We start from the raw sequence: 26,965 nt of genomic DNA on the forward strand, positions 1-26,965 counted from the left end.
ACCGGAGCACCCGGCGGTGCACTCGTTCGCGAACCGTATGGACATCGGGTATCCACAGCGGTTTCCGATCACGAAGCCGTAACGTCGAGGGCATGACGACTGTTCACGTCACCGAGGACACGATCAACCAGGCCCGCGAGCTGCGCGACGAGCTGCAGCGGTTCCTGCGCGAGTACGAGTTCGGGATGCGCGAGGTCGAGACGAAGATCTCGATCCTGCGCGACGAGTTCACGCACGACCACGCGTACAACCCGATCGAGCACGTGAAGAGTCGACTGAAGTCGCCCGACAGCATCGTCGAGAAGATCGCTCGCAAGGGGATCGACGAGCCCGACTTCGACCGCATCCGCGCCGAGATCACCGACATCGCCGGTGTGCGCGTGACCTGCAGCTTCGTCGCCGACGTGTACCGCCTGTTCGATCTGCTCACCGCGCAGGATGACGTCACCGTGCGCACGGTCAAGGACTACATCGCACACCCGAAGGACAACGGCTACAAGAGCCTGCACGCGATCATCGAAGTGCCCGTCTTCCTGTCGACAGGGGCGCTCTCGGTGCCGGTCGAAGTGCAGTTCCGCACGATAGCGATGGACTTCTGGGCCAGCCTCGAGCACAAGATCTACTACAAGTTCTCGAACCAGGTGCCCTCGCACCTCGTCGACAGCCTGTCGGATGCCGCGGACGCCGCCGCCGAGCTCGACAGCCGCATGGAACGCCTGCACCGCGAGGCCCACGGGGTGCCGCAGCGTCAGCTCGCTCCCCCACCCCCTCCCGCCCCGCCGGCGATCCCGGACGCACCCACCGACCCGCGCGTCGTCGGCGTCTGAGCGCAGACATGCCGAGCGGCTCCGCGCGGCGGTGTTGCGCGCGGAGCCGCCGTGCTGGGAGCATCGGCTGGTGGTGAGAACGCAGGAAGCCGGGTCCGTGGACGCCGAGCGCGACGTCGATGAGCGCGCGGGCGTCGACGATCTCGCGAGCATCGACCGTGAACCGCAGCGGTGCGAGTGCGACCACGGCGACGACGACGGTTACCAGCCGTGCGGACGCAAGGCCAAGTGGCGCGTGACGGTCGACTGCGTCTGCGGCGAAGGCCACCCGCGCCGCGTCGAGATCCTGTGCTCGCGATGCATGCGCACGCTGCGGCAGTTCCAGGGCCGCGAGGCCATCACCGTGCGCCGCCTCTGACGAGCGGAGAGCGTCTTCCGCGGATCCCCACATCCGATCGCCCGTCGGCTCCGAACAAGGGGGGATCGCACCGGCGACGGTGTTCACGCAGACGGTGGAACAGGAGACGACCATGGTGCAGCGCCGCAGTGGCAAGAGATTCCTCGTCTGGGCCGCGCTCGCGGGCGTGATCGGCGGTGGTGTCTTCCTCGCGACGGCCGAGCTGTTCGCACTGCTCTTCGCGCGCGCTGCCAGCCCGATCCTCGCGGTGGGCGGATTCGTGATCGACATCGTGCCGCAGCCCTTCAAAGAGTTCGCGATCGCCACGTTCGGCGAGTACGACAAGATCGCGCTGCTGGCCGGCCTCGGTCTGGCCGTGCTCATCGCCTCGGCGATCGCCGGAATCCTGCAACTCGTGCGTCCGCCGCTCGGCGTGATCGCGCTCGTGGTCGCCGGGGTGCTCTCGACCGCGGCGATCGTGACCCGAGCCGCGGTGGCGCCGCTCGCCTTCCTGCCCCCGGTCCTGGGAACGATTGCAGGATCGATCGTCCTCGTGCTCCTCAGTCGCCACCTGCGCGGGTGGAGGGACTCCGCGGTCGGCACGCGAGGCGCCCGAGCCGCCGGGGCGGAAGCCGTCGGTGCCGAAGACTCCGGCGCGGGAATCGCCGAGCCGGAGGACGGCGGTGTCGGGCCGGCGGAGGTCGAGCCCGCTCGGCTCGGCATCGACCGTCGTCGGTTCTTCGTCCTCGCCGCGCTCGCCGGAGCATCCGCGCTGGTCGTGGGCATCACCGCCCGCACGGTCAGCATGGCGGTTTCGTCGGTCGAGGCCATCCGGAGCGCACTCAAGCTGCCTTCGCCGAAGACCACTGTCACGGTGCCGCAGGGCGCCGAGCTCGACATCCCCGGACTCAGCACGCTGTTCACCCCGAACAAGGACTTCTATCGCGTCGACACCGCTCTCACAGTCCCCTCGATCGACCCGGACACCTGGCGCCTGGTGATCGACGGCATGGTCGAACAACGCGTCGAGATGAGCTTCCAGGACATCCTCGACATGGGGCTCGACGAATACGCGATCACGCTCACCTGCGTGTCGAACGAGGTCGGCGGTGAGCTCGTCGGCAATGCGAAGTGGCTCGGCGTTCCGCTGCGAGACGTGTTGAAGAAGGCCGGCGTGAAGTCCGGTGCCGACATGGTGCTCTCGCGCAGCGTCGACGGCTACACGGCGAGCACACCGCTCTCGGCGCTGACCGATGACGACCTCGATGCGATCCTCGCTGTCGGGATGAACGGCGAACCGCTGCCGCTCGAGCACGGGTTCCCGGTGCGGATGGTCGTGCCGGGTCTCTACGGGTACGTGTCGGCGACCAAGTGGCTCACCGAGCTCAAGGTCACGACCTTCGCGCAGGACGAGGCGTACTGGACGCCCCGTGGTTACAGCGCCGAGGCACCGATCAAGTTCGCCTCGCGCGTCGACACCCCCAAGATCGGCGAGGCGGTCGCCGCGGGGAAGATCCCGATCGCCGGAGTCGCCTGGGCGCAGTCGGTCGGCATCGATCGCGTGGAGGTCAGCATCGACGACGGAGACTGGATGCCGGCGACGCTGTCGGCCCCGATCAACGACGACACCTGGGTGCAGTGGTTCATGGAGTGGGATGCCACGCCGGGCACGCACTACGTCGCGGTGCGCGCGGTCAACAAGAACGGCGATCTGCAGATCCAGGAACGCGCCCCCATCGCGCCGAACGGCTCGTCGGGCTGGCAGCGTTCGCTCATCCGGGTCAACTGAGCCCGGTGCGCCGCCGGACGCTCGGGCCTAGGGTGGGAGCCATGGGCCCGCTTCCCGCACTCGTGATCACCGTCTCGGACCGATCGTTCGCGGGAGAGCGCGAGGATCGGGGCGGCCCGATCGTCGTGGGTCTGCTGCGCGACGCCGGGTGGCATTGCCCCGACGCCGAGATCGTCGCCGACGGCGCGGGTTCGGTGGCGGACGCGTTGCGCCGGGCCGTCGCCCGCGGCATCCGGCTGGTCGTGACGACCGGGGGAACCGGTGTCGGTCCCCGTGACCTGACGCCCGAGGGGACACGGCGTGTGATCACCCGAGAGATCCCCGGGATCGCCGAGGAGCTGCGTCGCAGCGGGCTCGCCGACACCCCGCTGTCCGTGCTGTCGCGCGGGCTCGCCGGCATCGTCGACCCCGACGGCATGCTCGTGGTGAACCTTCCCGGTTCGCCGCGCGCCGTCGCCTCCGGCGTCCCCGTGGTGCTCGGCGTCGCCGCGCACATCCTGGATCAGGTGAAGGGCGGAGACCACTCATGAACGACGTGCGAATCGCCGCCGTGTCGGAGGAGAGCCTCGATCTCGATGCGCATCTCGCCGCGGTCGAAGACCCTCGACTGGGCGCGGTGACGACCTTCGTCGGACGGGTGCGCGACAACGACCCGGATGCCGAGACGCCCGTGGTCGGGCTGGAGTACAGCGCCCACCCCGATGCCCAGGCGACGTTGCGGCGGATCGCCGAGCAGGCCGGTGCCGGAGCGGAAGCCTCCGCCGTGGTGGCGGTGAGTCATCGCATCGGGCACCTCGACGTGGGCGATGCGGCCGTGGTGATCGCGGTCGCCTCCGAGCACCGTGCCGAGGCGTTCGAGGTATGCCGGGCGGTCATCGAGGCGATCAAGAGCGACCTCCCGGTGTGGAAGCGTCAGCTCGAGGTCGACGGAACCTCGTCGTGGAAGGGCATCGGCGGCTGAGCCGCGTGGGTCATCACCCTCCGCGTCATCCGCCCGCGAAGGGTGGGAGCACGTCGATGAGCTCGGCGTCGTCGAGGACGAGGTCGCTGTCCGTGCGCACCCCGTCGACGAGCACGGCGCAGCGCGGGAGGATGTCGGCGAGTGCCGGATGCTCGGCGACGACCGCCGCGCGCAGGGCGACGAGTGACGTCTCGCCACGCTCCTCGGCATCGGTCCCCGCAGCCTCCGCGGCGGCGGCGAAGTAGCGCACCCGAGTCATCGGGCGTCTCCCGCGGCGTGAGGTTCTCCGGGGGCTGCTTCGCCGGGGCGCACCCAGTCACCCGAACGCCCGCCCGACTTCGCCACGATGCGCACGTCGTCGATCACCACGGAGCGGTCGACACCCTTGATCATGTCGACGATCGCCAGGGCGGTCACCGACACGGCCGTGAGCGCCTCCATCTCCACACCGGTGCGGTCCGCGGTGCCCACCGTCGCCTCGATGCGCACCCCGTCGTCGACGATGTCGAGGTCGATGCTCGCCCGGTGGACCCCGATCACGTGCGCGAGCGGCAGCAGTGCGGGCGTGGACTTGGCTGCCTGGATGCCCGCGATGCGCGCCACGGCGAGCACGTCGCCCTTCGGTACGGTGCCGTCGCGGAGAGCGGTGATCACATCAGTGCTGCAGCGCACGAATCCACGGGCGGTCGCGGTGCGGACTGTCGGCTGCTTCGCGGTCACGTCGACCATGTGTGCGCGGCCCGCCGCGTCAAGGTGAGGGAAGCTCATCCGACCAGCATGACATCGATGACGTCGCCCACGGCCACGGTCTCGACCTCGGCCGGCACGATCGCGAATGCGTGCGCACGGGCGAGTCCGCCGGCGAGGTGGGATCCCGATCCGCCCGCGGTCGCCGGCCGCACGGTGCGTGCGGCGAGGTCGACGACGGCGGGGAGGTACTGACGGCGGCCCGGCGGGGGCGTCCACGATGCGTCGGCGGTGAACGGCACACGCGCGCGGTGGATGGCGCTGCGTCCCTGCATCGCGAGCAGGGCCGGTCGCACGAACACCTCGAACGACACCGCGACGCTCACGGGATTCCCCGGAAGGCCGAACACCAGGCACCCCGTCTCGAGCACCCCGAAGGCCTGCGGCTTGCCCGGTTGCATCGCGACCGCGCTGAACTCGACCTGGCCGCCGCCGTCGAAGGCGCCGCGCACCGGCTCGTAGGCTCCCGCGCTCACGCCCCCGGTGAAGACGATCGCATCGGCTCCGAGGGCTGTGGCCTCGGAGGTCACGGCCCGCACGGCCTCGGCCTCGTCCGGAACGCGCGCGACCAGCACCACCTCGGCATCGGTTTCGGCGACCAGTTGCTCGAGCAGCGGGCCGTTGGAGTCGGGGATGCGTCCGCGGGTGGGGGTTTCTCCCGGTGCGAGCAGTTCGCTCCCCGTCGACACCACGGCCACGCGCGGCGCGCGTGTCACCGAGACCTCGGCGATGCCGGCGGCGACCGCGGCGGCGACCTGGAAGGCCCCCAGGCGCTCACCGGCGTGCACGACCTCGTCGCCCGCGTGCAGGTCGGATCCGCGTCGGCGCACGAACACGCCGGGCTTCGCGGGTGCCCGCAGCACTCTCACCTCGTCGAGGGAGTCGGCGAGACCGCCGGCCGTGTCCTCGAAGGGAACGATCACGTCGGCATCGGTGGGGGTGGGCGAGCCGGTCATGATGCGGGCGGCCTCACCGGCGCCGAGCGCAGGATCGAGGGCGACACCGGCGGGGAGGTCGGCGACCACGCGCAGGGTGACCGGGTTCTCCGCGGATGCATTCGCGACATCGGCACCGCGCACCGCGAAGCCGTCCATCGCCGAGTTGTCGAACAGGGGGATGTCGTGGGCGGCCGCGGCGGGAGCGACGAGTGTGCGACCAGCGGCATCCGCCACCGGACGCGTCGAGTGCTCGACCACGCGGACGGCATCGAGCACGCGGGCGAGCTGCTCCTCGACCGTGCGACGGCCGGTCATGCGCGCGCCCCCATCATCGTTTCCGTGCCCGCCATCGGTGCCGTCCCTGCCGCCGCGGACGCCGACCGGATCGCGATCTCGTGCTGGCGACCGGTGAGTGCATCGACCATCGCGAGTCGTCCGAGCAGCGGTTCACCCGCGCCCGTGACGAGTTTGATCGCCTCGCCGGCCAGCATCCCGCCGACCTGCACGCACAGTGCCCCGAGCACGCCGACCTGGGCGCAGCTGGGCGGCTCGCCCTCGGTGTCGAGCGGGAAGAGGTCGGCGAGCACCACGGGGTCTCCTTCGGTCGGCCGCGACCAGAACACGGTGGCCTGCGCGTGCCACTCCTGCACGGCGCCCCACACGAGCGGCAGTCCGAGCGTCTCGGTCGCAGCGGCCACGTCGCGGCGGGTGGCGAAGGAGTCGCTCGTGTCGACCACCACATCGGCGCCCGCGAGCAGGCGTCCGGCGTTGGTGGCGTCGAGGCGTTCGGCGATCTGGGTCACGACGGACTGCGGGGCGAGGGCGGTGATCGCGCGCGCGGCCGAGGCGGTCTTCCTGGTCCCGATGTCTTCCACGCGGTGTGCAAGCTGGCGCTGCAGGTTGGTCAGCTCCACGACGTCATCATCGATCACGGTGATCGAGCCGATCCCCGCCGCAGCCAGTGCGAGCAGCACCGGTGAGCCGAGGCCTCCCGCACCGACGACGGCGACATGGGCGGCGCTCAGACGACGCTGCCCTTCTTCGCCGATACCGGCGAGCACCGCGTGCCGGGCGGTGCGCACGAGTTCTTCCGGGTCCAGCGCGGCGGTGGGGGCGACGAGAGGATGCATGGCTTCAGAGTAGGCCCGGCAGTTGCACGGTGTCTCAGTCTCGGGCATCCGTCATCGAACCGAGTTCGGACGGGTGGGTGAGCCGCCACCACTCGGACGGCGGGTCGATGCTCCCCTTGATCTCGACCGGAGCCGTGACGGTGTTCGGGCCGGCGGTCCAGGTCACGGTCCCCACCGCCGAACCGTCTCGATAGGTCGGCGGGGTCTTGATGTCCATCGTCACGGTGATCGGTGTATCCGACCAGGTGAAGATCGATGCCTCCTCGCCGATGACCAGCCGGGCCGTGGAACCCCAGGGCGTCGCGATCGTGCCGACCTCCTGCCCGGACGTCGCGACCGGCACCGCGTGGAAACCGTTACGGAGGCTGTCCAGTGTGGCGATCACGCTGGTGTTCACCGACTCGCGCGATGATCCTCCGAGAACGACGCCGGTCACTGCGAGCGGATCGGCGGTGCCAACGACGAGGGTCGCGGTGTACAGCAGGCTGTAGGTGCCCTCGCCCAGCGTGCCGGTCTTCAGCCCCGTGATCCCGCTGGTTCCGAGGAGGCCGTTGGTGTTGTGGAGCTGACCGGCGCCGGGGAGCGAGATCGACGGGGTCGCGACGATCTGAGCGATCACTGGATTCGCGGCGGCGAGCTTCCCGATCGCCAGGAGGTCGGAAGGCGTGCTCGTGTTGCGGGGGCTGATGCCGGTGGGCTCGGTGATCGTCGTTCCGGCGAGCCCGTTGGCGGAGAGCCAATCGCGCGTCGCGCCGAGGAATGCGTTCTGCGATCCGAAGATCCGGGACGACAACGCCTCGGCGTAGTTGCTCGCCGAAGGGATCAGCATGGCGGCCAGGGCATCGTGCAGCGACATCGAGGTGCCGGTGGGCATGGGGGCGATGGTCGCGCCCATCACGTAGTACCGGTCGTAGAGGTCGTGGTCGGACTTGCTGAAGGTGATCGTGGGGCCTGGGTCGTCGGCGGAGGCGAGCGGGACGGCGTCGAGGATGACCAGTGCGGTGATCAGCTTGGTGATGCTCGCGATCGGGAGGGGCTCGCCGGTCCCGGTCGATGACCAGACTCCGCTCGCCTCCGCGCCCAGATACGCGTCCGCACCGACGACGCTGAGCGCCGAGGCGCCCACCAGGGGTGCGGCGATCGTCGAGGCGTCGACCGTCGGGGCCTGCGGCGCCTGCGTGGTCACGGTCGGCGGATCGATGGGAGCGGTGAGAGCCCATCCGATGTAGCCGCCGGTCGCGGCCAGCAGCAGGACCACGCACACCGCGGTGATGATGAGCCCGCGTCGCCGGCGCCTTCGGCGCACCTTCGGATCGACGCGGTCACGGGGGTCGACGAAATCCTGTTCGTGGGCCATCAGCTCGGCGAACTCGGACAGGTCGTCCGCCGGTGGATTCGGTGCCGTCATCGAGAGCCATCTTCGCGGACCTGCGTCCCCCGCGGTATCGGCCATTCGGGGGACACGGGGATCGCTCGTCATGGCGACGGGTGCGCCCGGTCAGTGATTCCAGCAGAATCGGATATTTCTGATGAATATCGCCGTATCTGCGGTAGATTCGTGCCATGCAGACGTATCGGATCTCCCGCGCCGCGCAGCTGCTCGGCGTGAGCGACGACACCGTCCGCCGCTGGATCGAGCAGGGTCTGCTGCCGGTCACCGATGCGGTGCCCGCCGAGATCCCCGGTGATGCCGTCGCGGCGCGAGCCGTCGCACTCGCCGAGGAGGCGAAGAAGGCGGGAGATGTGCTCTCCAGCGCCCGCAACCGCTTCGTCGGCATCGTCACCCGGGTGCAGATCGAGGGACTGATGGCGCAGGTCGACATCCAATCCGGTCCTCACCGCGTGGTCTCGCTGATGTCGGCTGAGGCCGCCCGCGAACTGCAGCTCGAGGTCGGCTCGCTCGCCACCGCCTCCGTCAAGGCGACCCAGGTCGTGGTTGACGTACCGAAAGGCTGACATGAACCGCACCGTGCGTCGCTCCACACTCGCCGTCCTCGCCGCCGCCGCGCTCGCTCTCACCGGCTGTGCGGGTGCCGCCGAGAGCACTCCCTCCCCGTCGGCGACGGCGGAGAAGAGCGGTGCCGGCGGAGAGCTCACGGTCTATGCCGCCGCATCGCTCAGCGGGGCCTTCGATGCGATCGGCGAGGCGTTCACCGCCGAGAACCCCGACGTGCGGTTCACTCCCGTCTACGACGGCTCGTCCACCCTGGTCACGCAGATCCTCGAAGGAGCGCCGGCCGACGTGTTCGCGTCCGCCGACGAGGCGAACATGGACAAGGCGGCAGATGTGGCCGTCGATCCGACACTGTTCGCCTCCAACACCCTCGTGATCGCGGTGCCGGCAGGGAACCCGGGCGGAGTGAAGACGCTCTCCGATCTCTCAGATGTGACCACCGTGCTGTGCGCGCCGGAGGTGCCCTGCGGTGCGGCTTCCGCGAAGTTGCTCTCCGCGGCGGGCGTGACGGTCGACGCGGCGAGTCTCGAGCAGAACGTGACGGCCGTGCTCACGAAGGTCGCCGCCTCCGAGGCCGATGCCGGACTCGTGTACGCCACCGACGTGATCGGTCGCGACGGCGTCGGTCTCGAAGATGTCGAGGTGATCGTGCCCGACGGTGCCGGTGAAGTCGTCAACCACTACCCGATCGCCGCGCTCACCGAGGCGCGGAACAGCGAGGCGGCCGAGGCATTCGTGGCGTTCGTGCTGTCGGACGCGGGTCAGAAGATCCTGGCGGACTTCGGCTTCGGGGCTCCATGAGTGCGTCAGGTGCGCGCGGATATGCTCCGCGTGCGCTCGCGGTGCCGGCCCTCGTCGGTCTGGCCTTCCTGATCCTGCCGCTCACTGCACTCGTCGTGCGGGTGCAGTGGTCGACGTTCCTCGCCGATGTGACGTCGGAGGCCGCGCTCTCGGCCCTCCTGCTCTCGCTCGGCACCGGCTTGCTGGCCACCGTGCTGTGCATCATCGTCGGGGTGCCGCTCGCGTTGTACATCGCTCGCTCCGGACCTCGCGTGGCTGCGGTGCTCCGTGCCGTCGTCACGGTGCCGCTGGTGCTGCCGCCCATGGTGGGCGGCGTCGCGCTGTTGTACCTGTTCGGGCGCGCGGGGTGGCTCGGAGGACTCGGGCTGTCGTTCAGCACCCCTGCGGTCGTGCTGGCGCAGACGTTCGTGGCGCTGCCCTTCCTGGTGCTGGCGGTCGAGGGAGCGGTGCGCACCTCGGGCGTGGACTACGAGCGCACGGCAGCCGCGCTCGGAGCCGGACGATGGACGATCCTGCGCCGCATCACCCTTCCGCTCGCAGCTCCCGGGATCGTCGCCGGAGTCGTGCTGTGCTTCGCGCGGGCCATCGGAGAGTTCGGTGCGACGGCCCTGTTCGCCGGAAACCGGCCAGGGGTCACCCAGACGATGCCGCTCGCGATCTACACCGCCTTCAACGGGGCCGGAGTGACGCAGGGCACGGCGGTCGCGCTCGCCCTGCTGCTGCTCGCGACTGCGATCGTCGTGCTGCTGCTCGTGCGCGGCTGGCGACCGGGGGCGGCGCGATGACCGTGGCGAACGGACTGCCGGCCGAGCACCGCGCCGCCGATGAGTCGGGGCTGCGCGCCGACATCGTGGTCGAGCGCGAGCACTTCGGCGTCGAGGTCGCGCTGCAGGTCGCTGTCGGCGAGACCGTCGCCGTCATGGGGCCGAGCGGCGCGGGCAAGTCCACCCTGCTGCAGGCGCTCGCCGGACTCGAGCCGCTGACCGCAGGAGAGATCGAGGTCGCGGGACGCGTGGTCGACCGGGTCGCCCCACCACGGGTGCGGACTGCGCCCATGAACCGGGGCATCGTGCTTCTCGGGCAGGATGCGCGGCTGTTCCCGCACCTGTCCGTACGCGAGAACGTCGCCTTCGGCCCCCGTGCGGCGGGGACGGATACCAGATCGGCGCGAGATGCGGCTGATGAATGGCTCGCACGTGTCGGCCTCCCTGGTGCAGGCGATCGGATGCCGCGCGAACTCTCCGGCGGCGAAGGGCAGCGCGTCGCCGTGGCCAGAGCGCTCGCGGCCTCCCCGCGCGTGGTGCTGCTCGACGAACCGCTGGTGGCGCTCGACCCGGCGACGGCGGGCGACATCCGGCAGATGCTGCGCGATCAACTGACCGGGATCACCACGATCGCGGTCACGCACGATGCCGCTGATGCGGTCGCGCTGGCGGATCGGCTCGTCGTCGTCGAGGCAGGCCGGGTCACGCAGAGCGGACCGGTCCGCGAGGTGCTGTCGGCCCCGGCCACCGGCTTCGTCGCCTCGATCGCGGGCGTCAACCGTCTGATGGGGGTCGCCGCGGATGGTGGTTGGCGCAGCGGCGACCTGCGACTCGTGAGCACGGATGCCGCCTCACGCGCGCTCGCCGCGGTCGAGGGGGTGCCTCTCGCGGCGGTGTTCCGTCCCGAGCATGTGCAGGTGGTCGAGGCAGGGGACGCGGATGCCTGGCGCACCGAAGTCACCCGACTCGAGTCCACCCTTGCCGGGGTCCGCGTGCAGACCACGTCGTGCGCGGTCGACGTCTCTCTCACCGAAGCCGCGGGGCTTGCCCCGGGGGATCCGCTCGGCCTGCGGATCGACCCGGACCGTGTGCGGTTCGTGCCGGTGCATTGAGGGGAGCCGCTGCGGGGCGCTTCGGACTCTGGCAATCTGCCGGTCGTCGTCGTCGCGACGGCCCTCGGTGGCGGTCCGCGGGTTAGTCTCGAACGATGACGGGGAGCGTGGAAGCGCCATGACGGCCGTACCGGTCGTGATCGGTGTGCGCGCGCCGCGCGTCGAGTCCGCGCCGCACGCCTCGGGAGTCGGCGGCGGCCTCGTCGACACGCATGGCCGGGTGCATCGCGACCTGCGCATCTCGCTCACCGATCGCTGCTCCCTGCGCTGCACGTACTGCATGCCCGAGCAGGGCAACGAGTGGCTCGCCCGCACGAGCATCCTCTCCACCGACGAGATCGTCGAGGTAGCCGAAGTGGCCGCGGCCCTCGGCATCCGCACCTTCCGCCTCACCGGTGGCGAACCGCTGCTGCGGACCGACATCGTCGAGGTCGTGAAACGGATCGCTCGGATCGAGGGCGAGGAAGGCCCCGTCGAGGTCGCGATGACCACCAACGGCATCAGCCTCGCCAAGAAGCTCCCCGAACTGATCGATGCCGGGCTGACGCGCCTCAACATCAGCATCGACACGATCGACCGTCAGCGCTTCGCCGACCTCACCCGCCGCGACCGTCTCGACGACGTGTTCGAGGGCATCGCCGCGGCCGCGGCATCCGAACTCCGCCCCCTCAAGCTGAACGCGGTCGCGATGCGCGGGGTCAACGACGACGAGCTGGTCGACCTCGTGGAGTTCGCGATGAGTGTGGGTGCGCAACTGCGATTCATCGAGCAGATGCCGCTGGATGCCGGACACACCTGGGATCGCGCCTCGATGGTCACACGCGAGGAGATCCTCGCGTCGCTGGGGGAACGCTGGCGTCTCGAGCCGATCGAGGGCCGCGGTGGCGCTCCGGCCGAGAAGTGGCGGATCGACGGCGGGCCGCACGAGGTCGGCGTGATCGCCTCAGTGACCGCCCCGTTCTGCGGCGCCTGCGACCGCCTGCGGCTGACCGCCGACGGCCAGCTGCGCAACTGCCTGTTCTCGCTCGCCGAGTATGACCTGACCGGGCTGCTGCGCGGAGAGTCGGCCGCTGCGCCGGGGGGGCGCGCCGACGAGATCGCTGCGCTGCTGCGTTCCTGCGTGCACGGCAAGCTGCCGGGGCACGCGATCGACGACCCCTCGTTCCTGCAGCCGGCACGCGGGATGAACGCGATCGGCGGCTGACCGCCGCGCTCCTGTGCCTCGGGCCGTCGGAGGCTGATCCGCGATACGGTCGTTCTCGATGACCACGACCGCTGCCGTGCCCGACTCGCGGATCCGCGAGGAGCTCGACGATCTGCCGATGCTCGACCGCGGTGACCTGCGCTGCGAATGCGACCACGGCACGCCTGACGACTACCGGGCGTGTGGAGACAAGGCACGGTGGAGGGTCACGATCGAGTGCACCTGCGGCGGTGGGCATCCGCGTCGGGTTGAGCTGCTGTGCACGCAGTGTCTAGGCAACCGGCGCCGCGACCTCGAGCGCGAATCGATCACGATCCGCCCGGTCTGAAACCTGCGCCGCGACCGTTAGGGTGGGCCCGTGCGCACCACGGAATCACGCTCAGCAGTGCTGGCGCAGCTCTGGGACGAGATCGAGAGCCTTCGTCCGGACGAACGGATCCTGGTGGCCATCGACGGTTTCGATGGCGCAGGGAAAACGCACCTCTCCCGCGAACTCTCAGAACACGCTCGACGGCGCGCGCGAAGGCCGACGGTCGGCGTGAGCATCGACGGATTCCATCGCCCGAAGGTCGACCGCGTCGCGGCGGGGACAGGCCCGGAAGGCTTCTACTCCGGTTCCTACCGGTATGACGCGTTTCGCGCCTGTGTCGTCGATGCCCTGCGCGCGCACGGGTCGATCACCCCGGCTGTCTGGGACGTCGGTCGTGACGAACCCGTTGACCCCGTGCGCATCGCCGTTCCGCCGACGGGGGTCGTCCTCGTCGATGGGATCTTCCTCCAGCGTCCCGAGCTCGCAGCGGTATGGGACGCCACGGTCTGGGTCCATGCCCCCTTCGAGGTCAGCGTCCCCCGAGGCAACGCCCGATTCCCGGGGAGCCACGACCCCGACCCGGAGGCCCCCTCCCACCGCAGGTACGTCGGTGGTCAGCGCATGTACCTCGCCGAAGCCCGACCGCAGGAGCGGGCGACCTGGGTCTGGGACAACACAGTGCTGGACCGTCCGACGTTTCGCCGGAACGGCGGTTGACGGGGATGTGGGAGCCGATCGGGCGGGATAGCGACGGATACCGGTTGACGATCCGGGCGACACGAGTCTCCATGCTCCAACTGGTCGCGATCATCGTCGGGTGCATCATCGTGGGAGGAGCTGCCGCCACGGGAGCGTTGATCGCCTTCTCTCTGGAGACCGAGATCATGCTCGGCAGATCTGGTGTCGTGCTGGTCGCCGGTGGCCTGGCGATCGTCATCGTGCTCGCATTGTTGTGGGTCTTCGCCTGGCGAAGGAATCGCTACGTCATCGAGTGGGATGACGAGGGGATCCGCATCATCGGAGCCACGGCGGCGCGAGCGATCTCCTGGGCGTCGATCTCTCGCGTGCTGATCCGTGTCGACACGGACTACGCCCGCGTCGAGCTGAGGTGTGCGGACAGCAGGTCTGTGACGCTCTTGGCCGGTTTCGGCTCCCAAGACGTCAAGAAGACCAACGCGATCGATCCGATTCCTGCGGGGATGGCGAACCTCCTGCGCCGTCATCTCCTCGTGGAGCAGTCGACCGATCGAAAGGCTCCTGGCCTGCATATCTTCCTGCGCAAGCCAGACGCACCCGTGTGAGCGTTGTGGGCAGGCCGTCCGCCTCTACGCGAGGAACTCCCGGGCCGCGGCCGACAGTGCGGTGACGCCGACCTCGATCGTCGGGTGGATCTCGGGTGCGAAGAACGGCGAGTGGTTGGTGGGGATGTCCTCGCCCAGACGGCCTGCGGCGACCGCCTCGGCGAACCGGGAGGGGTCGATGCCGCCCCAGAACCAGAACACGAGGGGTGCTCCGGCGTCGCGGGCGAACCAGGAGACGTCCTCGCTGCCGGTGAACATGCCCGGGTCGATGACGGCCGCCTCGCCCAGTGCGCGCTGCAGGGCCGCGGTGACGCGTGCCGTGGCATCCTCGTCGTTGATCGTGGCGGGCAGAGTGTGGTCGGTGCGGATCTCGGGCTCGCGCTCGGCGCCCGAGGCCGTGGCCTCGGCCCGCACGATGCGCTCGACGCTCGCGAGCACCTTCTCGCGCGTCTCCTCGTTCGGGTAGCGCAGGCTGAGCTCGAGCTTCGCCTCGGCGGGGATGATGTTGTTCTTCAGTCCCGCGTGGATCGACCCGACGGTCACGACGGCGACGCCCTGCGGGTCGATCTCGCGTGAGGCGATGGTCTGCAGGCGCATCACGGTGGCCGCGGCCATGACCACGGGGTCGATCGTCGCATGCGGGCGCGAGCCGTGTCCGCCGCGGCCGTGCAGGGTCACGGTGAGTCCGTCTGAGGCGGCCATCTGCGTGCCGCTGCGCACACCGATCACACCGGTGGGCAGCGGGGTCACGTGCTGGCCGAGAACCACATCGGGCTTCGGGTAGCGGTCGAGGATCCCGTCGTCCAGCATCGCGCGCGCCCCGGCGCCATACTCCTCGGCGGGCTGGATCAGCACGACGAGTGTGCCCGACCACTCGGATCGCTCGGCGACGAGCTTCTCGACCGCGCCGACCATGGCGGTGACGTGCATGTCGTGGCCGCAGGCGTGCATGACGGGGACGGTGGTGCCCGCGGGGTCGACGCCCTTCGCGGTGCTCGCGTACGCCAGGCCGGTCTGCTCCTCGACGGGCAGCGCGTCCATGTCGGCCCGCACCCACACGACGGGACCCTCCCCGTTGTGCAGCACTCCGACGACGCCGGTCACGCCGACGCCCTCTTCGACCTCGAGGCCCAGGTCGCGCAGGTGCTGGGCGGCGATGCCGGCGGTGCGCGTCTCCTGGAACGAGAGCTCGGGATGCTGGTGCAGGTCGATGTAGAGCGCTTCGAGGTCGATCGTCATGGCCCGAGCCTAGCCGGGCCGGCGGTCGTTGCCGAGGGTCCGCGATCGAGGGATCAGGCGGGGTGCACGTAGGTCGGCAGCTCGGGTCCGGGGTGCAGCACGGCGTTCACGATCGCCCGGATCGCGAACTCACTGGCCCCACCGAGCTCGACGACGTCGGGGTGCAGGAGCCACTGCAGCTGCAGGCCGTCCATCACCGCGAGGATCGCGGCGGCGGCGTCGGCGATCGTGTCGGGATTCTGCACGCCTTCCTGGGCGCACAGCTCGTGGAACGCGGCCGTGACCTCGCGACGCAGGGTCGTGTAGCGGTCCTCGAAGAAGTGCCGCGCGGGATGGTCGTCGGTCACGGACTCGGCCGACAGCACCGTGTAGGCCTGCACGATGCCGGGCCGCTTCTCGTTCGCGAACGCCGTGCGCACCAGGTGCAGGAACAGCTCGGGCCCGTCGGGGATGTGCTTCTCGGCGAGCTCGGCGACGTCGGCCTGGTCGCGGTACGCGAGAACCTCGAGCAGCAGTTTCTGCTTCGAGCCGAAGTGGTGCAGGACGCCGGCGTGCGTGATGCCGACCTGCTCAGCCACGTCTGCCAGGGTGCCGTTGGTCGAGCCCTTGTTGCCGAAGATCTCGACGGCCGCCTTGAGGATCTGCTCGCGTTTCGCGAGAGTCGCCGGGCGCACGCGCACTGTCTGGTCGCTGTCTGCCACCGCGGCCTCCTCTCCATCGCTGAGCTGTGCTTGCGATCCAACTTACTACTCGGTAACCTCACGGGAGCTTACTTTCTCGACAGTAAGCAAATCACGACAGTCGGCGGGCTCCCGTCCTCCGGCGACGCAGCACAAAGACCCGTGCCCCTAGGAGAAGCAATGAAGCTCAGAAAGTCTCTGATCGCCGTGACCGCGATCACCGCCCTCGGCGTATCGGCCCTCGCCGGATGCTCGGCAGGCGGTGGATCCGACGACGGCGCCGGTTCCGCATCCCTCACGATCGCGAAGCCCGACGGCGCGATCACCACCGAATCCAACAACCCGTTCGTCGGCGACTCGTCCGCCTCGAAGTACGGCTACGGCAAGGTGATCTTCGAGACCCTCGCCCTCGTGAACCAGACCGGTGACCGCGGCGTCACCCCGTGGCTCGCGGACAGCCTCGAATGGAACGACGACTACACCGTTCTCACCGTCGTCCCGCGCGCGGACGTCACCTGGAGCGACGGCGAGCCCTTCACCGCCGAAGACATCGTCTACTCCTACGAGCTGGCATCCACCCCCGCCCTCGACACCGCCGGCCTCCAGCTCGACAGCGCTGCCGTCGACGGTGACAAGGTCGTGCTGACCTTCGCCGCGTCGAAGTACGTCAACCAGGCCCGCGCCCTGCACGTGCCGATCGTCCCGAAGCACATCTGGGAGAACCTCGACGACCCGGCCACCGACCCCGTCAAGGGCGACGACCTGGTGGGCACCGGACCCTACGTCCTCTCGAACTGGTCGACGGAGTCGGTCACGCTCGACGCCCGCGACGACTACTGGGGCGGCGACCTGGCCGTGCCCGAGCTGCACTACGTCTCCTACGGCGACAACACGGCGCTCACCACGGCCCTCGCGAACGGCGACGCCGACTGGGCGCAGGCGTTCATCCCGCAGATCGAGGAGCAGTTCCTCTCGGCCGACCCCGAGCACAACAAGTTCTGGGCGGCTCCCACCACCGGTTCCGCGACGCTGTTCATGAACCTGCAGCAGAAGCCGTTCGATGACCCGGCCTTCCGGCAGGCGCTCGCCTGGGTGATCGACCGCGACGCCTACGTCGACATCGCCCGCGAAGGCGCCAGCGAGGCCGTCTGGTCGGTGACCGGACTCTCGTCGATCCTCGACGACGAGATCCAGCCCGAGTTCCAGGGCAAGGAGTACGCGGTCGACGCCGAGAAGGCTCGCGACCTGCTCACCACGGCCGGGTACACCTGGAAGGACGACGCGCTGATCGACCCCGACGGCGCACCCGTCTCGTTCACGCTCTCCGTCCCCTCCGGCTGGAGCGACTGGAACACCGCGCAGGAGCTGATCGCCGAAGACGTCACCGAGGCCATCGGCGCCGAGGTCAAGATCGACATGCCCGACTGGGGTGGCTGGGCGGACCCGCGCGACAACGGCACGTTCTCCGCGATCATCCACTGGCTCGAGGACAGCGGCACGGCCTACGGCCTGTACACCTCGACCATGGACCCGCGATGGATCTCGGACGGGAAGGCCGGCTTCAACTTCGGTCGCTTCGACGACCCGACGGCGACGGCCGCGCTGAACTCCTACGCGAACGCCTCGTCGGATGAGGAGCGCACCGCGGCAGTCGACACGCTGCAGACGATCTTCTCCGAGCAGGTGCCGGCCATCCCGCTGGGCGCGCACCCGCTCCTGGGCGAGTTCAACACCCGCAACTACGTCGGATGGCCGTCGGAAGAGGACCCGTACGCGTCTGCTGACCCGACTCAGCAGAACATCGTGCAGATCCTCACGAAGCTGAAGCCCGCCGAGTAAGCAGCATCCTGCAGGGGAGCCCGCCTCGGCGACGGCGCGGGCTCCCCTGATCAGGTCGACGAAGGACACCCCATGCCAGACCCCCTGCTCAGCGTGCGCGACTTCTCGGTCGTGTACGACGTCGATCCGCCCGTCGAGGCGGTGAAGAACGTCACCCTCGAACTGCAGCGCGGCGAGATCCTCGGTCTCGCCGGTGAGAGCGGATGCGGCAAGACCACGCTCGCCTACGGCGTGCAGCGCCTGCTCCGCGCACCGGCCGTCATCACCAGCGGCAGCGTGACCTTCCACGACGTCACCGGCGTCGACATCGACATCAACGCGCTCGATGTGGATGCGATGCAGCGCTTCCGCTGGGACAAGGTGTCGATGGTGTTCCAGGGCGCCATGAACGCCCTCAACCCCGTCGCGACGATCGGCTCGCAGCTCGAGGACGTCTTCGAGATCCACCGGCCGGACATGAACCGCAAGCAGCGGCGTGCCGAGGCCGAGGAACTGCTCGAGATCGTCAAGGTCGGGCGCCAGCGCATCCGCTCGTTCCCGCACGAGCTCTCCGGCGGCATGCGCCAGCGCGTGATGATCGCGATGGCTCTCGCCCTGCGCCCGCAGCTGATGGTCATGGACGAGCCGACGACCGCGCTCGACGTGCTGGTGCAGCGGGAGATCCTCAAGCAGATCTCGCAGCTGCGGCACGAGTTCGGCTTCTCGGTGATCTTCATCACCCACGACCTTCCCCTCCTTCTGGAGATCAGCGACCGGATCGCCATCATGCGCGAAGGCGAGATCATCGAGCTCGCCACCGCCGAGCGCATCTGGACGCAGCCCGAGCACGAGTACACGAAGACGCTGTTGTCTTCCTTCCCCCGGCTGACCGGGGAGAGAGGGGTGCTGGTGCGATGACCACCCTCGAATTCCGGAACGTCACGAAGGCCTACAACGTCCGCGGTGCCGGTCAGATCAAGGCCCTCGACGATGTGAGCTTCACCCTGACCTCCGGGCAGACGATCGGGCTGGTCGGCCAGTCCGGAAGCGGCAAGTCCACGATCGCGAAGATCCTGACCCAGCTCGAGACCCCGACCAGCGGAGAGGTGCTGCTCGACGGCACGCCGATCCCACGCCGCGGCAAGGGGCTGCGCAGGTACCGGCAGCAGCTGCGCATGGTGTTCCAGGATCCGTTCGCCTCGCTCAACCCGTACCACTCGATCCGCTACCACCTGGAGCGCCCGATCCGCCTCGACGACGTGGTGCCGAAGAAGGAGACCGAGAACGAGGTGCGCCGGCTCCTCGACCGTGTGCGCTTGGATCCGGACGCCGTGATCGACCGCCGTCCGCACGAGCTCTCCGGTGGTCAGCGGCAGCGTGTCGCCATCGCCCGCGCGCTGGCCTCGCGCCCCTCGCTCCTGGTCGCCGACGAACCCGTCTCGATGCTCGACGTCTCGATCCGCCTCGGTGTGCTCAACCTGCTCGCCGATCTGCAGCGTGAGGAGGGACTCGGCGTGCTCTACATCACCCACGACCTCGCCACGGCCCGACACTTCAGCGACGAGATCATGGTCCTCAACCAGGGCCGGGTCGTCGAGTACGGCGCCGCCGACGACGTCATCCTGAACCCGCAGGACCCGTACACGCGCGAACTTCGATCCGCTTCCCCCGACCCGGACAAGTTCTTCGCACAGGCAGCATCGACCGGAGGTGTCCTGTGAGCACCGCGTTCCCCCAGCTCGACGACAACGACCTCGTCGCCCGCGACGCCCTCGAGGTCGGCACGACTGCGACCACAGCCGAGCGCACGCACCGGAAGGTCCCGTGGCGCTTCTTCGCCGGCCGAGCAGGGTTCTACCTGTTCACGCTGTGGGCGGCCATCACGATCAACTTCTTCCTGCCGCGTTTCATGAAGGGTGATGCGGTCAGCTCGTACCTCGCGCGCAACCGCAGCGTGAGCCCCGAGGCCGAGGCATCGCTGCGCATCCTGCTCGGCATCGACACCGACAAGTCGATCTGGCAGCAGTACATCGAGTACTGGGGGATGCTGCTGCGCGGCGATCTCGGCATCTCGACGCTGCACGGTCTGCGCCCGGTCGCCGAGGTGCTCGCCGCCGCTCTGCCGTGGACGCTCGGCCTGGTCGGCATCGCCACCATCATCTCGTTCACGATCGGCACGGTCGCCGGAGCGGTCGTCGGCTGGAAGCGCGGCAGCAAGCTCGACGCGATCATCCCGGTGACGACGTTCTTCAACACCATCCCGTACTTCTGGCTCGGGCTCATCGCGATCGCGATCTTCTCCTCGACCCTGAAGTGGTTCCCCTCATCGCACGCGTATGACAAGGGGCAATCCCCGGAATGGAGCTTCGACTTCATCGGCCAGGTGATCATGCACGGCACGCTGCCGGCGCTGACCATCGTGGTCGCCTCGCTCGGCGGCTGGGTGCTCGGCATGCGCAACATGATGCTGACCGTGCTCGACGACGACTACATCACGGTCGCACAGGCCAAGGGCATGCCCAACAAGCGGGTGCTCTGGGGCTACGCCGCCCGCAACGCGGTGCTGCCGCAGATCCAGAGCTTCGCGCTGTCGATCGGCTTCATCGTCGGCGGCACGATCGTGATGGAGATGGTGTTCAGCTATCCGGGCGTCGGCAAGCTGCTGCTCGATGCCACCAACGCCAAGGACTTCGCCCTCATGCAGGGCGTGTTCCTCGTGATCACGCTGTCGGTGCTCGTGGCCAACATCCTCGCGGATGTCGTCTACGCCTACCTCGACCCGCGCACGCGCCAGATGGAGTCCTGACATGACCGTTCCCACCACCGCAGCGAGCACCGCGCCCAACGGGTCGGCCGTCGTCTCCGGCATGCCCGAGACCGCGACCCTGCGCACCCCGCCGGCCGGCGCTCCGCCGCGCAAGACGTTCTGGTCCCAGCTCGCCCAGGCGTTCGCGATGTTCCGCAACCCCAAGTCGATCGCCGGGCTCATCATCCTCGGGGTGTTCGTGCTCATCGCGATCCTCGCCCCTTGGATCTCGCCGTACGGCCCGACGCAGAAGGATCGCACCGCCCTGCGTCAGCCTCCCTCGTGGGAGCACTGGCTGGGCACGACGCACATGGGGGAGGACGTGCTGAGCCAGATCATCTACGGCACCCGCGGCGTCATCGTCGTCGGCTTCCTCGCGGCCTTCATCGCCACGATCATCGCGATCACCATCGGCGTGATCGCCGGCTACGTGCGCGGCTGGAAGAGTGAGTCGCTCTCGGCGCTGACCAACGTGTTCCTGGTGATCCCCGGCATCCCGCTCATCATCATCATCGCCTCGCAGTTCGAGAACCCGCCGCTCATCGTGATCGCCGCGGTGCTCGGGATAACGGGCTGGGCGTGGGGTGCCCGCGTGCTGCGCGCGCAGACCATGTCGCTGCGCAACCGCGACTTCATCCAGGCCGCGCGCGCGAACGGCGAACCGCTGCGCCGGATCATCACGGTCGAGATGCTGCCGAACCTCATGGCGCTCATCGCCTCGAGCTTCGTCGGCACCGTGACCGCCGCCATCCTCGGCCTCACCACGCTGGCGTTCATCGGGGTGATCCCGGTGAGCAACCTGAACTGGGGCACCATCCTGTTCTGGGCACAGCAGAACGGTGCCTTCCCGCGCCTGTGGTGGTGGTACGTGCCCGCAGGCCTCTGCATCGCGATCATCGGCGTCGCCCTTTCGCTCATCAACTTCGGCATCGACGAGTACGTCAACCCGCGCCTGCGCTCCGCGGGTGAGCGGGCAAGGGCCATGAAGAAGAAGGGCCTGAACGTGAACGACGCCGTCACGGCCGTCCGCAGCGTGCCCCTGCCGCAGAAGGCCCCCGATCCCGTAACGTCGGCGACCTCGCCCGACACCTCCGACTCCCCGAAGACCTCGACACCGAACTCGACCCAGAACACGAAGTGATGACCTCTCAGACTCTGACCACGCAGCTCCCGTACCAGGACCCCGCGCTCTCGATCCCCGAGCGCGTGGCCGACCTCCTCAGCCGCATGACGCTGGAGGAGAAGGTCGGGCAGATGCTCCAGCTCGACGCCCGCGACGACATCGACGACCACATCGCCCGCCGCCACGCGGGATCGATCCTGCACACCTCGCCGGAGCGCATCCTGCGGGCGAACGAGCTCACCGCCCAGACCCGGCTCCGCATCCCGCTGCTGGTGGGGGAGGACTGCATCCACGGGCACTCGTTCTGGCCGGGTGCGACGATCTACCCGACGCAGCTCGGCATGGCCGCGTCATGGGATTCCGACCTCGTCGAACGCGTCGCCCGCGCGACGGCCGAAGAGGTCGCGGTGACCGGCATCCACTGGACCTTCTCTCCTGTGCTGTGCATCGCGCGTGACCTGCGCTGGGGCCGCATCGACGAGACCTTCGGTGAAGACCCGTTCCTGATCGGCGAGCTCGCCTCGGCGATGGTGCGCGGCTACCAGGGCGACGGACTCGACGACCCCACCGCGATCCTCGCGACCGCCAAGCACTTCGCCGGCTACTCCGAGACCCAGGGCGGGCGCGATGCGAGCGAGGCCGACATCTCACGACGCAAGCTGCGCTCGTGGTTCCTGCCGCCGTTCGAGCGCGTCGCCCGCGAAGGGTGCCGCACGTTCATGCTCGGCTACCAGACCACCGACGGGGTGCCGATCACGACCAACGACTGGCTGCTCAGCGACGTGCTGCGCGGCGAGTGGGGCTACACCGGCACTCTCATCACCGACTGGGACAACGTCGGTCGCATGGTGTGGGAACAGCGGATCCAGCCCGACATCACGCACGCGGCCGCGGCGGCCGTGCGGGCGGGCAACGACATGATCATGACCACGCCGGCCTTCTTCGAGGGGGCGCTCGACGCCGTCGCCCAGGGCATGCTCGCCGAGGACGCGTTCGACGCGGCGGCCGCCCGCATCCTGACGCTCAAGTTCGAGCTGGGGCTCTTCGAGAACCCGCGCCTGCCCGGCACCGAGCTCGACGCCGTGGTGGGCAGTGCGGCGCACGCCGACCTGAACCTCGAGGTCACGCGCCGTTCGCTCGTGCTGCTCGAGAACGATGGCGTGCTGCCGCTCGACCCCACGTCTGCGCTGAAGGTCACCGTCACCGGCCCTCTCGCTGACGACGCGCAGACGCAGCTCGGCGACTGGGCCGGCGGCTCGGGTCAGGCGGGCTGGCTCGACGGTCAGCCGCGCGAGATGATCACGACCGTGCTCGACGGGTTGCAGGCGATCGACGGCTGGACCGTCACGCACGCCCGCGGTGCCGACATCCTCACCCTCGAGGAAGACCCGCAGGGGCCGTTCTTCCCCGACAAGCAGCCGCGTCCCCCGGTCGTGAAGGCCTGCGAGCCGGATGCCGCACTGATCGCGGAAGCCGTCGCCGCGGCATCCGACTCCGACGTCGTCGTAGCGGTCGTGGGCGATCGGATCGAGCTCGTGGGCGAGGGACGCTCCACCGCAACGCTCGAACTCATCGGTGGGCAGAACGCGCTGATCGACGCGCTCATCGCGACAGGGAAGCCCGTCGTGATCGTGCTGCTCGCCTCGAAGCCGCTCGTGCTCCCGGCCTCCGCGTCGAAGGCCGCCGCCGTGATCTGGGCGGCGAACCCGGGCATGCAGGGCGGGCGCGCTCTGGCCGACATCATCTCGGGGGCGGCCGAGCCGTCCGGGCGTCTGCCGATCTCGTTCGCGCGCCACGTGGGTCAGCAGCCGACGTACTACAACCAGATCCGCGGACAGCACGGCGACCGCTACGCCGACCTCACGCAGTCGCCGGCCTGGGCGTTCGGCGAGGGGCTGTCGTACACGACGGTGGAGTACTCCGACCTCGTGCTGGAGGCGACCTCGCTGGGGGAGTCCGACACGATCGTCGGTCACCTCACGGTGTCGAACACGGGGGAGCGGCCCGTACGCGAGACCGTGCAGGTCTACGTGCGCGACTCCGTGACGAGCGTGAGCTGGACCGACCGAGAGCTCAAGACCTTCCGCCAGGTCGACGTCGCTCCGGGTGAGTCCGTGCAGGTGCGGGTCGAGCTGCCGGTTGCCGACTGCACGATCGTGGATGCCGCGGGCAACCGCATCGTCGAGGCCGGCGCGTTCGAGCTGCTGGTGGGTCCGAGCTCGCGCGACGAGGTGCTCCTCTCCGCGGACTTCGAGGTCGCCTGACCCGTCGCACTCCTGCCTTCGCCGGGACCCACCGCCGACGTATCCGGCGGTGGGTCCCGGCGGCGGGCGTGGGTCTCAACGCGAGTGAGGGAAGAGTGGACTATCAGTCCTGAAGGCGCTGGGGGCCGGCGCCCTGGGTGCCGAGGGCGTCGTCGGGGTTGAGCAGGCCGCACGCCTTCATCGACAGGCAGCCGCAGCCGATGCATCCGGTCAGTTCGCGTTCGAGGCGCTCGATGCCCTCGCGCCGCTTCTCGAGCTCGCGCTTCCACCGCCTCGAGGCCCGCTGCCAGTCGGCGTGGCTCGGGGTCTCGGTCAGCGGCACGTCGGCGAACGCGGTCTGCACGTCGGAGAGCGGGATACCGAGGCGTTTGGCGACCGTGATGAGCGAGACGCGGCGCAGCATGTGCCGGGCGTAGCGGCGCTGATTGCCGGGAGTGCGGGTCGAGGCGATGAGGCCGAGCGTCTCGTAGAAGTGCAACGCGGAGGCCGCGACACCGGTGCGCCTGGTCATCTCGCCGATCGTCAGCGGCTCGTCAGGTGCGTGCGGAGTCATCCGGCTGTCTCTCCTTCGATTTGACCTCAAGTATACTTGAGGTTTTACGGTTGACGAGTGGCCCCGAAACGGGTCGATCGACCGAACGAGGACAGTGTGACCCGAACGAAGACCCCGCGATGACCTATGTGATCGCTCTGCCGTGCGTCGATGTGAAGGACAAGGCCTGCATCGACGAGTGCCCCGTCGACTGCATCTACGAGGGTGAACGCTCGCTCTACATCCACCCCGACGAGTGTGTCGACTGCGGTGCATGCGAGCCGGTGTGCCCGGTCGAGGCCATCTTCTACGAAGACGATCTGCCCGATGAGTGGCAGGACTACTACAAGGCCAACGTCGAGTTCTTCGACGAGCTCGGCTCTCCCGGTGGGGCGGCCAAGACGGGGATGCTCGCCTTCGACCACCCGATCATCGCCGCGCTCGCGCCACAGGGGGACCACGCATGACCATCGCCGCACCGCGCATCGCCATCGTCGGAGCAGGGCCCGCGGGCATCTACGCCGCCGACATCCTGCTCGGCCGCGTGCCGAACGCGTCGATCGACCTGTTCGAGAAGCTCCCGGCGCCCTACGGGCTGGTCCGCTACGGGGTCGCCCCGGATCACCCCCGCATCCGCAAGATCACCGATGCCCTGCACGAGGTGCTCGTGAACCCGCGCATCCGGCTGCGCTGCAACGTCGAGATCGGCCGTGACGTCGAGATCGACGAGCTGCGTGCCGCGTACGACGGCGTGATCGTGGCGACGGGGGCCGACCTCGATGTCGCGCTCGACATCCCCGGCATCGATCTGCCCGGCTCCTTCGGCGCGGCCGACTTCGTGGCCTGGTACGACGGGCACCCCGATGCGCCGCGCACCTGGCCGCTCGCCGCCGAGTCCGTCGCGGTGCTCGGCGCCGGCAACGTTGCGCTCGATGTGACGCGGATCCTCGCCAGGCACGCCTCCACCCTGACGCACACCGACACTCCGGATGCCGTGCTCGACCAGCTCGCGGCCAGCCCGCTGCGCGACGTGCACCTGTTCGCCCGTCGGGGCCCGGCCGACGTGCGCTTCTCGGCCATGGAGCTGCGTGAGCTCGCCGAGCAGGAGGACGTCGATGTGATCGTCGACCCGGACGAGCTCGCCCTCGACGCGCACGCCGAGCGGATGGTGGCGCAGTTCTCGCAGCGCCGTATCATCGTGCGCACCATGACCGAATGGGCGGCCCTCGATCCCGCGAGCCGCACAGCCTCGCGTCGCATCCACCTGCACCTCCGGCAGCGCCCGGTGCGACTGCTCGGCACCGATACCGTGACCGGCATCGAGATGGAGCGCACAGCATCCGATGAGCTCGGCCGCATGGTCGGCACGGGTGAACTGCTGCGCTATGACGTCGGAGCCGTCTACCGGGCGGTGGGCTACCGCTCGACACCCGTTCCCGGGATGCCGTTCGACGCCGCCCTCGGCGTCGTGCCGCATGTCGAAGGCCGCGTCATCGATGCGGACGGTGCGCCGATCCCGCGGTTGTATGCGACGGGGTGGATCAAGCGCGGCCCGGTCGGGCTGATCGGCTCGACCAAGTCGGACGCCGCGCAGACCATCGGACACGTCGTGGATGACCTCGAATCGGTCGAGCGAGAAGCGCGCGACGACGATCCGATCGCCCATCTCGCGCACGCGGTCGACCTCGACGGCTGGCTGCGGATCGATGCCGCGGAGCGCGGTGCCGGAGCGGAGCGCGGTCGCGAGCGGACGAAGATCGTCGAGCGCGATGAGATGCTGACACATGCGAAGCAGGAGCAGATGATGGAGACCGGCCGATGACCGCAACACCCGTGCCCACCCCGATCGGCGAAGGGCTCAAGGCCGCGTTCCGCACACATCCCGCCGGCGTCGCGATCATCACCGCGAGCACCTCGGAGGGCCCCGTCGGTCTCACCGCGTCGAGCGTCGCCTCGGTCGCGGTCGATCCGGCAGCGATCGTGTTCTCCGTGACTCGTGCCACCGGCTCCGCCGGGGCGATCCTCGGAGCCGACACCTTCGTGGTGCACCTCATCGACGACGAGCACTCCGACCTCGCGCAGAGCTTCGCGGTCAGCGGCTCCGAGCGCTTCACACCCGAGCAGGGCTGGGCGACGCTGCCGACCGGCGAACCGCACCTGCCCGAGGCCAGGGCCGCCCTGCGCTGTCGGACGATCCAGACCGTGGCCGTCGGCTCGTCGACCGTGGTCATCGCCGAGGTCATCGAGGTGCTGCCGGGGCAAGCCGGGCGCCCTCTCGTCTATCTCGACCGCCGCTTCCACGCACTTCCGCACGACACTCACCACTGA

Annotated in this window: 30 protein-coding genes; 22 read left to right on the plus strand and 8 right to left on the minus strand. The window is 69.3% G+C overall.

What is annotated here, in order from left to right:
• Nucleotides 1–92 precede the first annotated feature (92 nt).
• The 5 genes from ACFVWL_RS09030 to ACFVWL_RS09050 all read left to right on the plus strand — a co-directional run bounded on the left by ACFVWL_RS09030 (nucleotide 93) and on the right by ACFVWL_RS09050 (nucleotide 3,914).
• On the plus strand, nucleotides 93–827 hold the full coding sequence (locus ACFVWL_RS09030; protein WP_387181363.1) for a GTP pyrophosphokinase family protein: 735 nt from the start codon (nucleotides 93–95) through the stop codon (nucleotides 825–827).
• A gap of 70 nt (nucleotides 828–897) precedes the next feature.
• Complete coding sequence (locus tag ACFVWL_RS09035) at nucleotides 898–1,185, plus strand: hypothetical protein (RefSeq protein WP_387181366.1); 288 nt, start codon at nucleotides 898–900, stop codon at nucleotides 1,183–1,185.
• A 112-nt stretch (nucleotides 1,186–1,297) separates the two neighbouring features.
• Nucleotides 1,298–2,953 carry a molybdopterin-dependent oxidoreductase gene (locus tag ACFVWL_RS09040; RefSeq protein WP_387181369.1) on the plus strand — a complete coding sequence of 552 codons (1,656 nt, stop codon included), beginning with the start codon at nucleotides 1,298–1,300 and terminating at the stop codon, nucleotides 2,951–2,953.
• Between the two features lie 41 nt (nucleotides 2,954–2,994).
• On the plus strand, nucleotides 2,995–3,483 hold the full coding sequence (locus tag ACFVWL_RS09045; protein ID WP_387181372.1) for a molybdenum cofactor biosynthesis protein B: 489 nt from the start codon (nucleotides 2,995–2,997) through the stop codon (nucleotides 3,481–3,483).
• A complete protein-coding gene (locus tag ACFVWL_RS09050; RefSeq protein WP_387181375.1) occupies nucleotides 3,480–3,914 on the plus strand; it encodes a molybdenum cofactor biosynthesis protein MoaE in 435 nt (144 codons plus the stop codon). The genes ACFVWL_RS09045 and ACFVWL_RS09050 overlap by 4 nt, the downstream gene beginning before the upstream one ends.
• Before the next feature lie 25 nt (nucleotides 3,915–3,939).
• Here ACFVWL_RS09050 and ACFVWL_RS09055 read toward each other — a convergent pair whose 3' ends face one another.
• Genes ACFVWL_RS09055 through ACFVWL_RS09075 form a run of 5 tightly spaced genes read right to left on the minus strand, consistent with a single transcriptional unit; the run spans nucleotide 3,940 to nucleotide 8,137 of the window.
• Nucleotides 3,940–4,173, minus strand: coding sequence for a MoaD/ThiS family protein (locus ACFVWL_RS09055; protein ID WP_387181376.1), 234 nt, complete (start codon nucleotides 4,171–4,173; stop codon nucleotides 3,940–3,942).
• Entirely contained in the window at nucleotides 4,170–4,682 is a 513-nt protein-coding gene (gene moaC / locus ACFVWL_RS09060; protein ID WP_387181380.1) for a cyclic pyranopterin monophosphate synthase MoaC, read from the minus strand. The genes ACFVWL_RS09055 and moaC overlap by 4 nt, the downstream gene beginning before the upstream one ends.
• Entirely contained in the window at nucleotides 4,679–5,914 is a 1,236-nt protein-coding gene (glp, locus tag ACFVWL_RS09065) for a gephyrin-like molybdotransferase Glp (RefSeq protein ID WP_387181383.1), read from the minus strand. Before glp ends, moaC begins: the two co-directional genes overlap by 4 nt.
• Nucleotides 5,911–6,729 (minus strand): HesA/MoeB/ThiF family protein, encoded by an 819-nt coding sequence (locus ACFVWL_RS09070; protein WP_387181386.1) that lies wholly within the window; start codon nucleotides 6,727–6,729, stop codon nucleotides 5,911–5,913. The genes glp and ACFVWL_RS09070 overlap by 4 nt, the downstream gene beginning before the upstream one ends.
• Before the next feature lie 34 nt (nucleotides 6,730–6,763).
• Nucleotides 6,764–8,137 carry a D-alanyl-D-alanine carboxypeptidase family protein gene (locus ACFVWL_RS09075; protein ID WP_387181389.1) on the minus strand — a complete coding sequence of 458 codons (1,374 nt, stop codon included), beginning with the start codon at nucleotides 8,135–8,137 and terminating at the stop codon, nucleotides 6,764–6,766.
• Between the two features lie 155 nt (nucleotides 8,138–8,292).
• On the opposite strand from ACFVWL_RS09075, the gene ACFVWL_RS09080 reads away from it, so the two are divergent.
• The 8 genes from ACFVWL_RS09080 to ACFVWL_RS09115 all read left to right on the plus strand — a co-directional run bounded on the left by ACFVWL_RS09080 (nucleotide 8,293) and on the right by ACFVWL_RS09115 (nucleotide 14,175).
• Nucleotides 8,293–8,685 (plus strand): molybdopterin-binding protein, encoded by a 393-nt coding sequence (locus ACFVWL_RS09080; protein ID WP_387181391.1) that lies wholly within the window; start codon nucleotides 8,293–8,295, stop codon nucleotides 8,683–8,685.
• 1 nt (nucleotide 8,686) lies between these two features.
• On the plus strand, nucleotides 8,687–9,484 hold the full coding sequence (gene modA / locus ACFVWL_RS09085) for a molybdate ABC transporter substrate-binding protein (RefSeq protein WP_387181394.1): 798 nt from the start codon (nucleotides 8,687–8,689) through the stop codon (nucleotides 9,482–9,484).
• Nucleotides 9,481–10,269 (plus strand): molybdate ABC transporter permease subunit, encoded by a 789-nt coding sequence (modB, locus tag ACFVWL_RS09090; RefSeq protein WP_387181397.1) that lies wholly within the window; start codon nucleotides 9,481–9,483, stop codon nucleotides 10,267–10,269. The genes modA and modB overlap by 4 nt, the downstream gene beginning before the upstream one ends.
• Complete coding sequence (locus tag ACFVWL_RS09095) at nucleotides 10,266–11,360, plus strand: sulfate/molybdate ABC transporter ATP-binding protein (protein ID WP_387181400.1); 1,095 nt, start codon at nucleotides 10,266–10,268, stop codon at nucleotides 11,358–11,360. The genes modB and ACFVWL_RS09095 overlap by 4 nt, the downstream gene beginning before the upstream one ends.
• Nucleotides 11,361–11,478: 118 nt before the next feature.
• Nucleotides 11,479–12,564, plus strand: a complete 1,086-nt coding sequence (moaA, locus tag ACFVWL_RS09100) for a GTP 3',8-cyclase MoaA (protein WP_387181403.1) — start codon at nucleotides 11,479–11,481, stop codon at nucleotides 12,562–12,564.
• A 58-nt stretch (nucleotides 12,565–12,622) separates the two neighbouring features.
• Nucleotides 12,623–12,892 (plus strand): hypothetical protein, encoded by a 270-nt coding sequence (locus tag ACFVWL_RS09105; protein WP_387181406.1) that lies wholly within the window; start codon nucleotides 12,623–12,625, stop codon nucleotides 12,890–12,892.
• Nucleotides 12,893–12,922: 30 nt separating this feature from the next.
• Nucleotides 12,923–13,591: a uridine kinase gene (locus ACFVWL_RS09110; RefSeq protein ID WP_387181409.1), complete on the plus strand. Its 669-nt coding sequence runs from the start codon at nucleotides 12,923–12,925 to the stop codon at nucleotides 13,589–13,591.
• A 71-nt stretch (nucleotides 13,592–13,662) separates the two neighbouring features.
• The gene (locus ACFVWL_RS09115; RefSeq protein WP_387181412.1) at nucleotides 13,663–14,175 is read left to right on the plus strand and encodes a hypothetical protein; all 513 of its coding nucleotides are present in this window, start codon (nucleotides 13,663–13,665) and stop codon (nucleotides 14,173–14,175) included.
• Between the two features lie 24 nt (nucleotides 14,176–14,199).
• Here ACFVWL_RS09115 and ACFVWL_RS09120 read toward each other — a convergent pair whose 3' ends face one another.
• Entirely contained in the window at nucleotides 14,200–15,414 is a 1,215-nt protein-coding gene (locus ACFVWL_RS09120; RefSeq protein WP_387181414.1) for an amidohydrolase, read from the minus strand.
• A 53-nt stretch (nucleotides 15,415–15,467) separates the two neighbouring features.
• Nucleotides 15,468–16,115, minus strand: a complete 648-nt coding sequence (locus tag ACFVWL_RS09125; protein ID WP_387181416.1) for a TetR/AcrR family transcriptional regulator — start codon at nucleotides 16,113–16,115, stop codon at nucleotides 15,468–15,470.
• A 159-nt stretch (nucleotides 16,116–16,274) separates the two neighbouring features.
• On the opposite strand from ACFVWL_RS09125, the gene ACFVWL_RS09130 reads away from it, so the two are divergent.
• The 6 genes from ACFVWL_RS09130 to ACFVWL_RS09155 all read left to right on the plus strand — a co-directional run bounded on the left by ACFVWL_RS09130 (nucleotide 16,275) and on the right by ACFVWL_RS09155 (nucleotide 24,105).
• Nucleotides 16,275–17,933 (plus strand): ABC transporter substrate-binding protein, encoded by a 1,659-nt coding sequence (locus ACFVWL_RS09130; RefSeq protein ID WP_387181418.1) that lies wholly within the window; start codon nucleotides 16,275–16,277, stop codon nucleotides 17,931–17,933.
• 72 nt (nucleotides 17,934–18,005) lie between these two features.
• Entirely contained in the window at nucleotides 18,006–18,830 is an 825-nt protein-coding gene (locus ACFVWL_RS09135) for an ABC transporter ATP-binding protein (protein WP_105671199.1), read from the plus strand.
• Complete coding sequence (locus ACFVWL_RS09140) at nucleotides 18,827–19,633, plus strand: ABC transporter ATP-binding protein (protein WP_387181421.1); 807 nt, start codon at nucleotides 18,827–18,829, stop codon at nucleotides 19,631–19,633. Before ACFVWL_RS09135 ends, ACFVWL_RS09140 begins: the two co-directional genes overlap by 4 nt.
• Nucleotides 19,630–20,718, plus strand: a complete 1,089-nt coding sequence (locus tag ACFVWL_RS09145; RefSeq protein WP_387181423.1) for an ABC transporter permease — start codon at nucleotides 19,630–19,632, stop codon at nucleotides 20,716–20,718. Before ACFVWL_RS09140 ends, ACFVWL_RS09145 begins: the two co-directional genes overlap by 4 nt.
• A gap of 1 nt (nucleotide 20,719) precedes the next feature.
• Nucleotides 20,720–21,859: an ABC transporter permease gene (locus ACFVWL_RS09150; RefSeq protein WP_387181426.1), complete on the plus strand. Its 1,140-nt coding sequence runs from the start codon at nucleotides 20,720–20,722 to the stop codon at nucleotides 21,857–21,859.
• Nucleotides 21,859–24,105 (plus strand): glycoside hydrolase family 3 N-terminal domain-containing protein, encoded by a 2,247-nt coding sequence (locus ACFVWL_RS09155; RefSeq protein ID WP_387181428.1) that lies wholly within the window; start codon nucleotides 21,859–21,861, stop codon nucleotides 24,103–24,105. The genes ACFVWL_RS09150 and ACFVWL_RS09155 overlap by 1 nt, the downstream gene beginning before the upstream one ends.
• Nucleotides 24,106–24,208: 103 nt before the next feature.
• Here the strand turns inward: ACFVWL_RS09155 and soxR are convergent, their stop codons facing one another.
• A complete protein-coding gene (gene soxR / locus ACFVWL_RS09160) occupies nucleotides 24,209–24,658 on the minus strand; it encodes a redox-sensitive transcriptional activator SoxR (protein WP_028503084.1) in 450 nt (149 codons plus the stop codon).
• A gap of 119 nt (nucleotides 24,659–24,777) precedes the next feature.
• On the opposite strand from soxR, the gene fdxA reads away from it, so the two are divergent.
• The 3 genes from fdxA to ACFVWL_RS09175 are packed head-to-tail and all read left to right on the plus strand — an operon-like array spanning nucleotide 24,778 to nucleotide 26,965.
• Entirely contained in the window at nucleotides 24,778–25,104 is a 327-nt protein-coding gene (fdxA, locus tag ACFVWL_RS09165; protein WP_387181430.1) for a ferredoxin, read from the plus strand.
• The gene (locus ACFVWL_RS09170; protein ID WP_387181433.1) at nucleotides 25,101–26,459 is read left to right on the plus strand and encodes an FAD-dependent oxidoreductase; all 1,359 of its coding nucleotides are present in this window, start codon (nucleotides 25,101–25,103) and stop codon (nucleotides 26,457–26,459) included. Before fdxA ends, ACFVWL_RS09170 begins: the two co-directional genes overlap by 4 nt.
• Entirely contained in the window at nucleotides 26,456–26,965 is a 510-nt protein-coding gene (locus tag ACFVWL_RS09175) for a flavin reductase family protein (protein WP_387181435.1), read from the plus strand. The genes ACFVWL_RS09170 and ACFVWL_RS09175 overlap by 4 nt, the downstream gene beginning before the upstream one ends.

This window comes from Microbacterium sp. NPDC058269 (genome assembly GCF_042881445.1).
GTDB lineage: Bacteria > Actinomycetota > Actinomycetes > Actinomycetales > Microbacteriaceae > Microbacterium.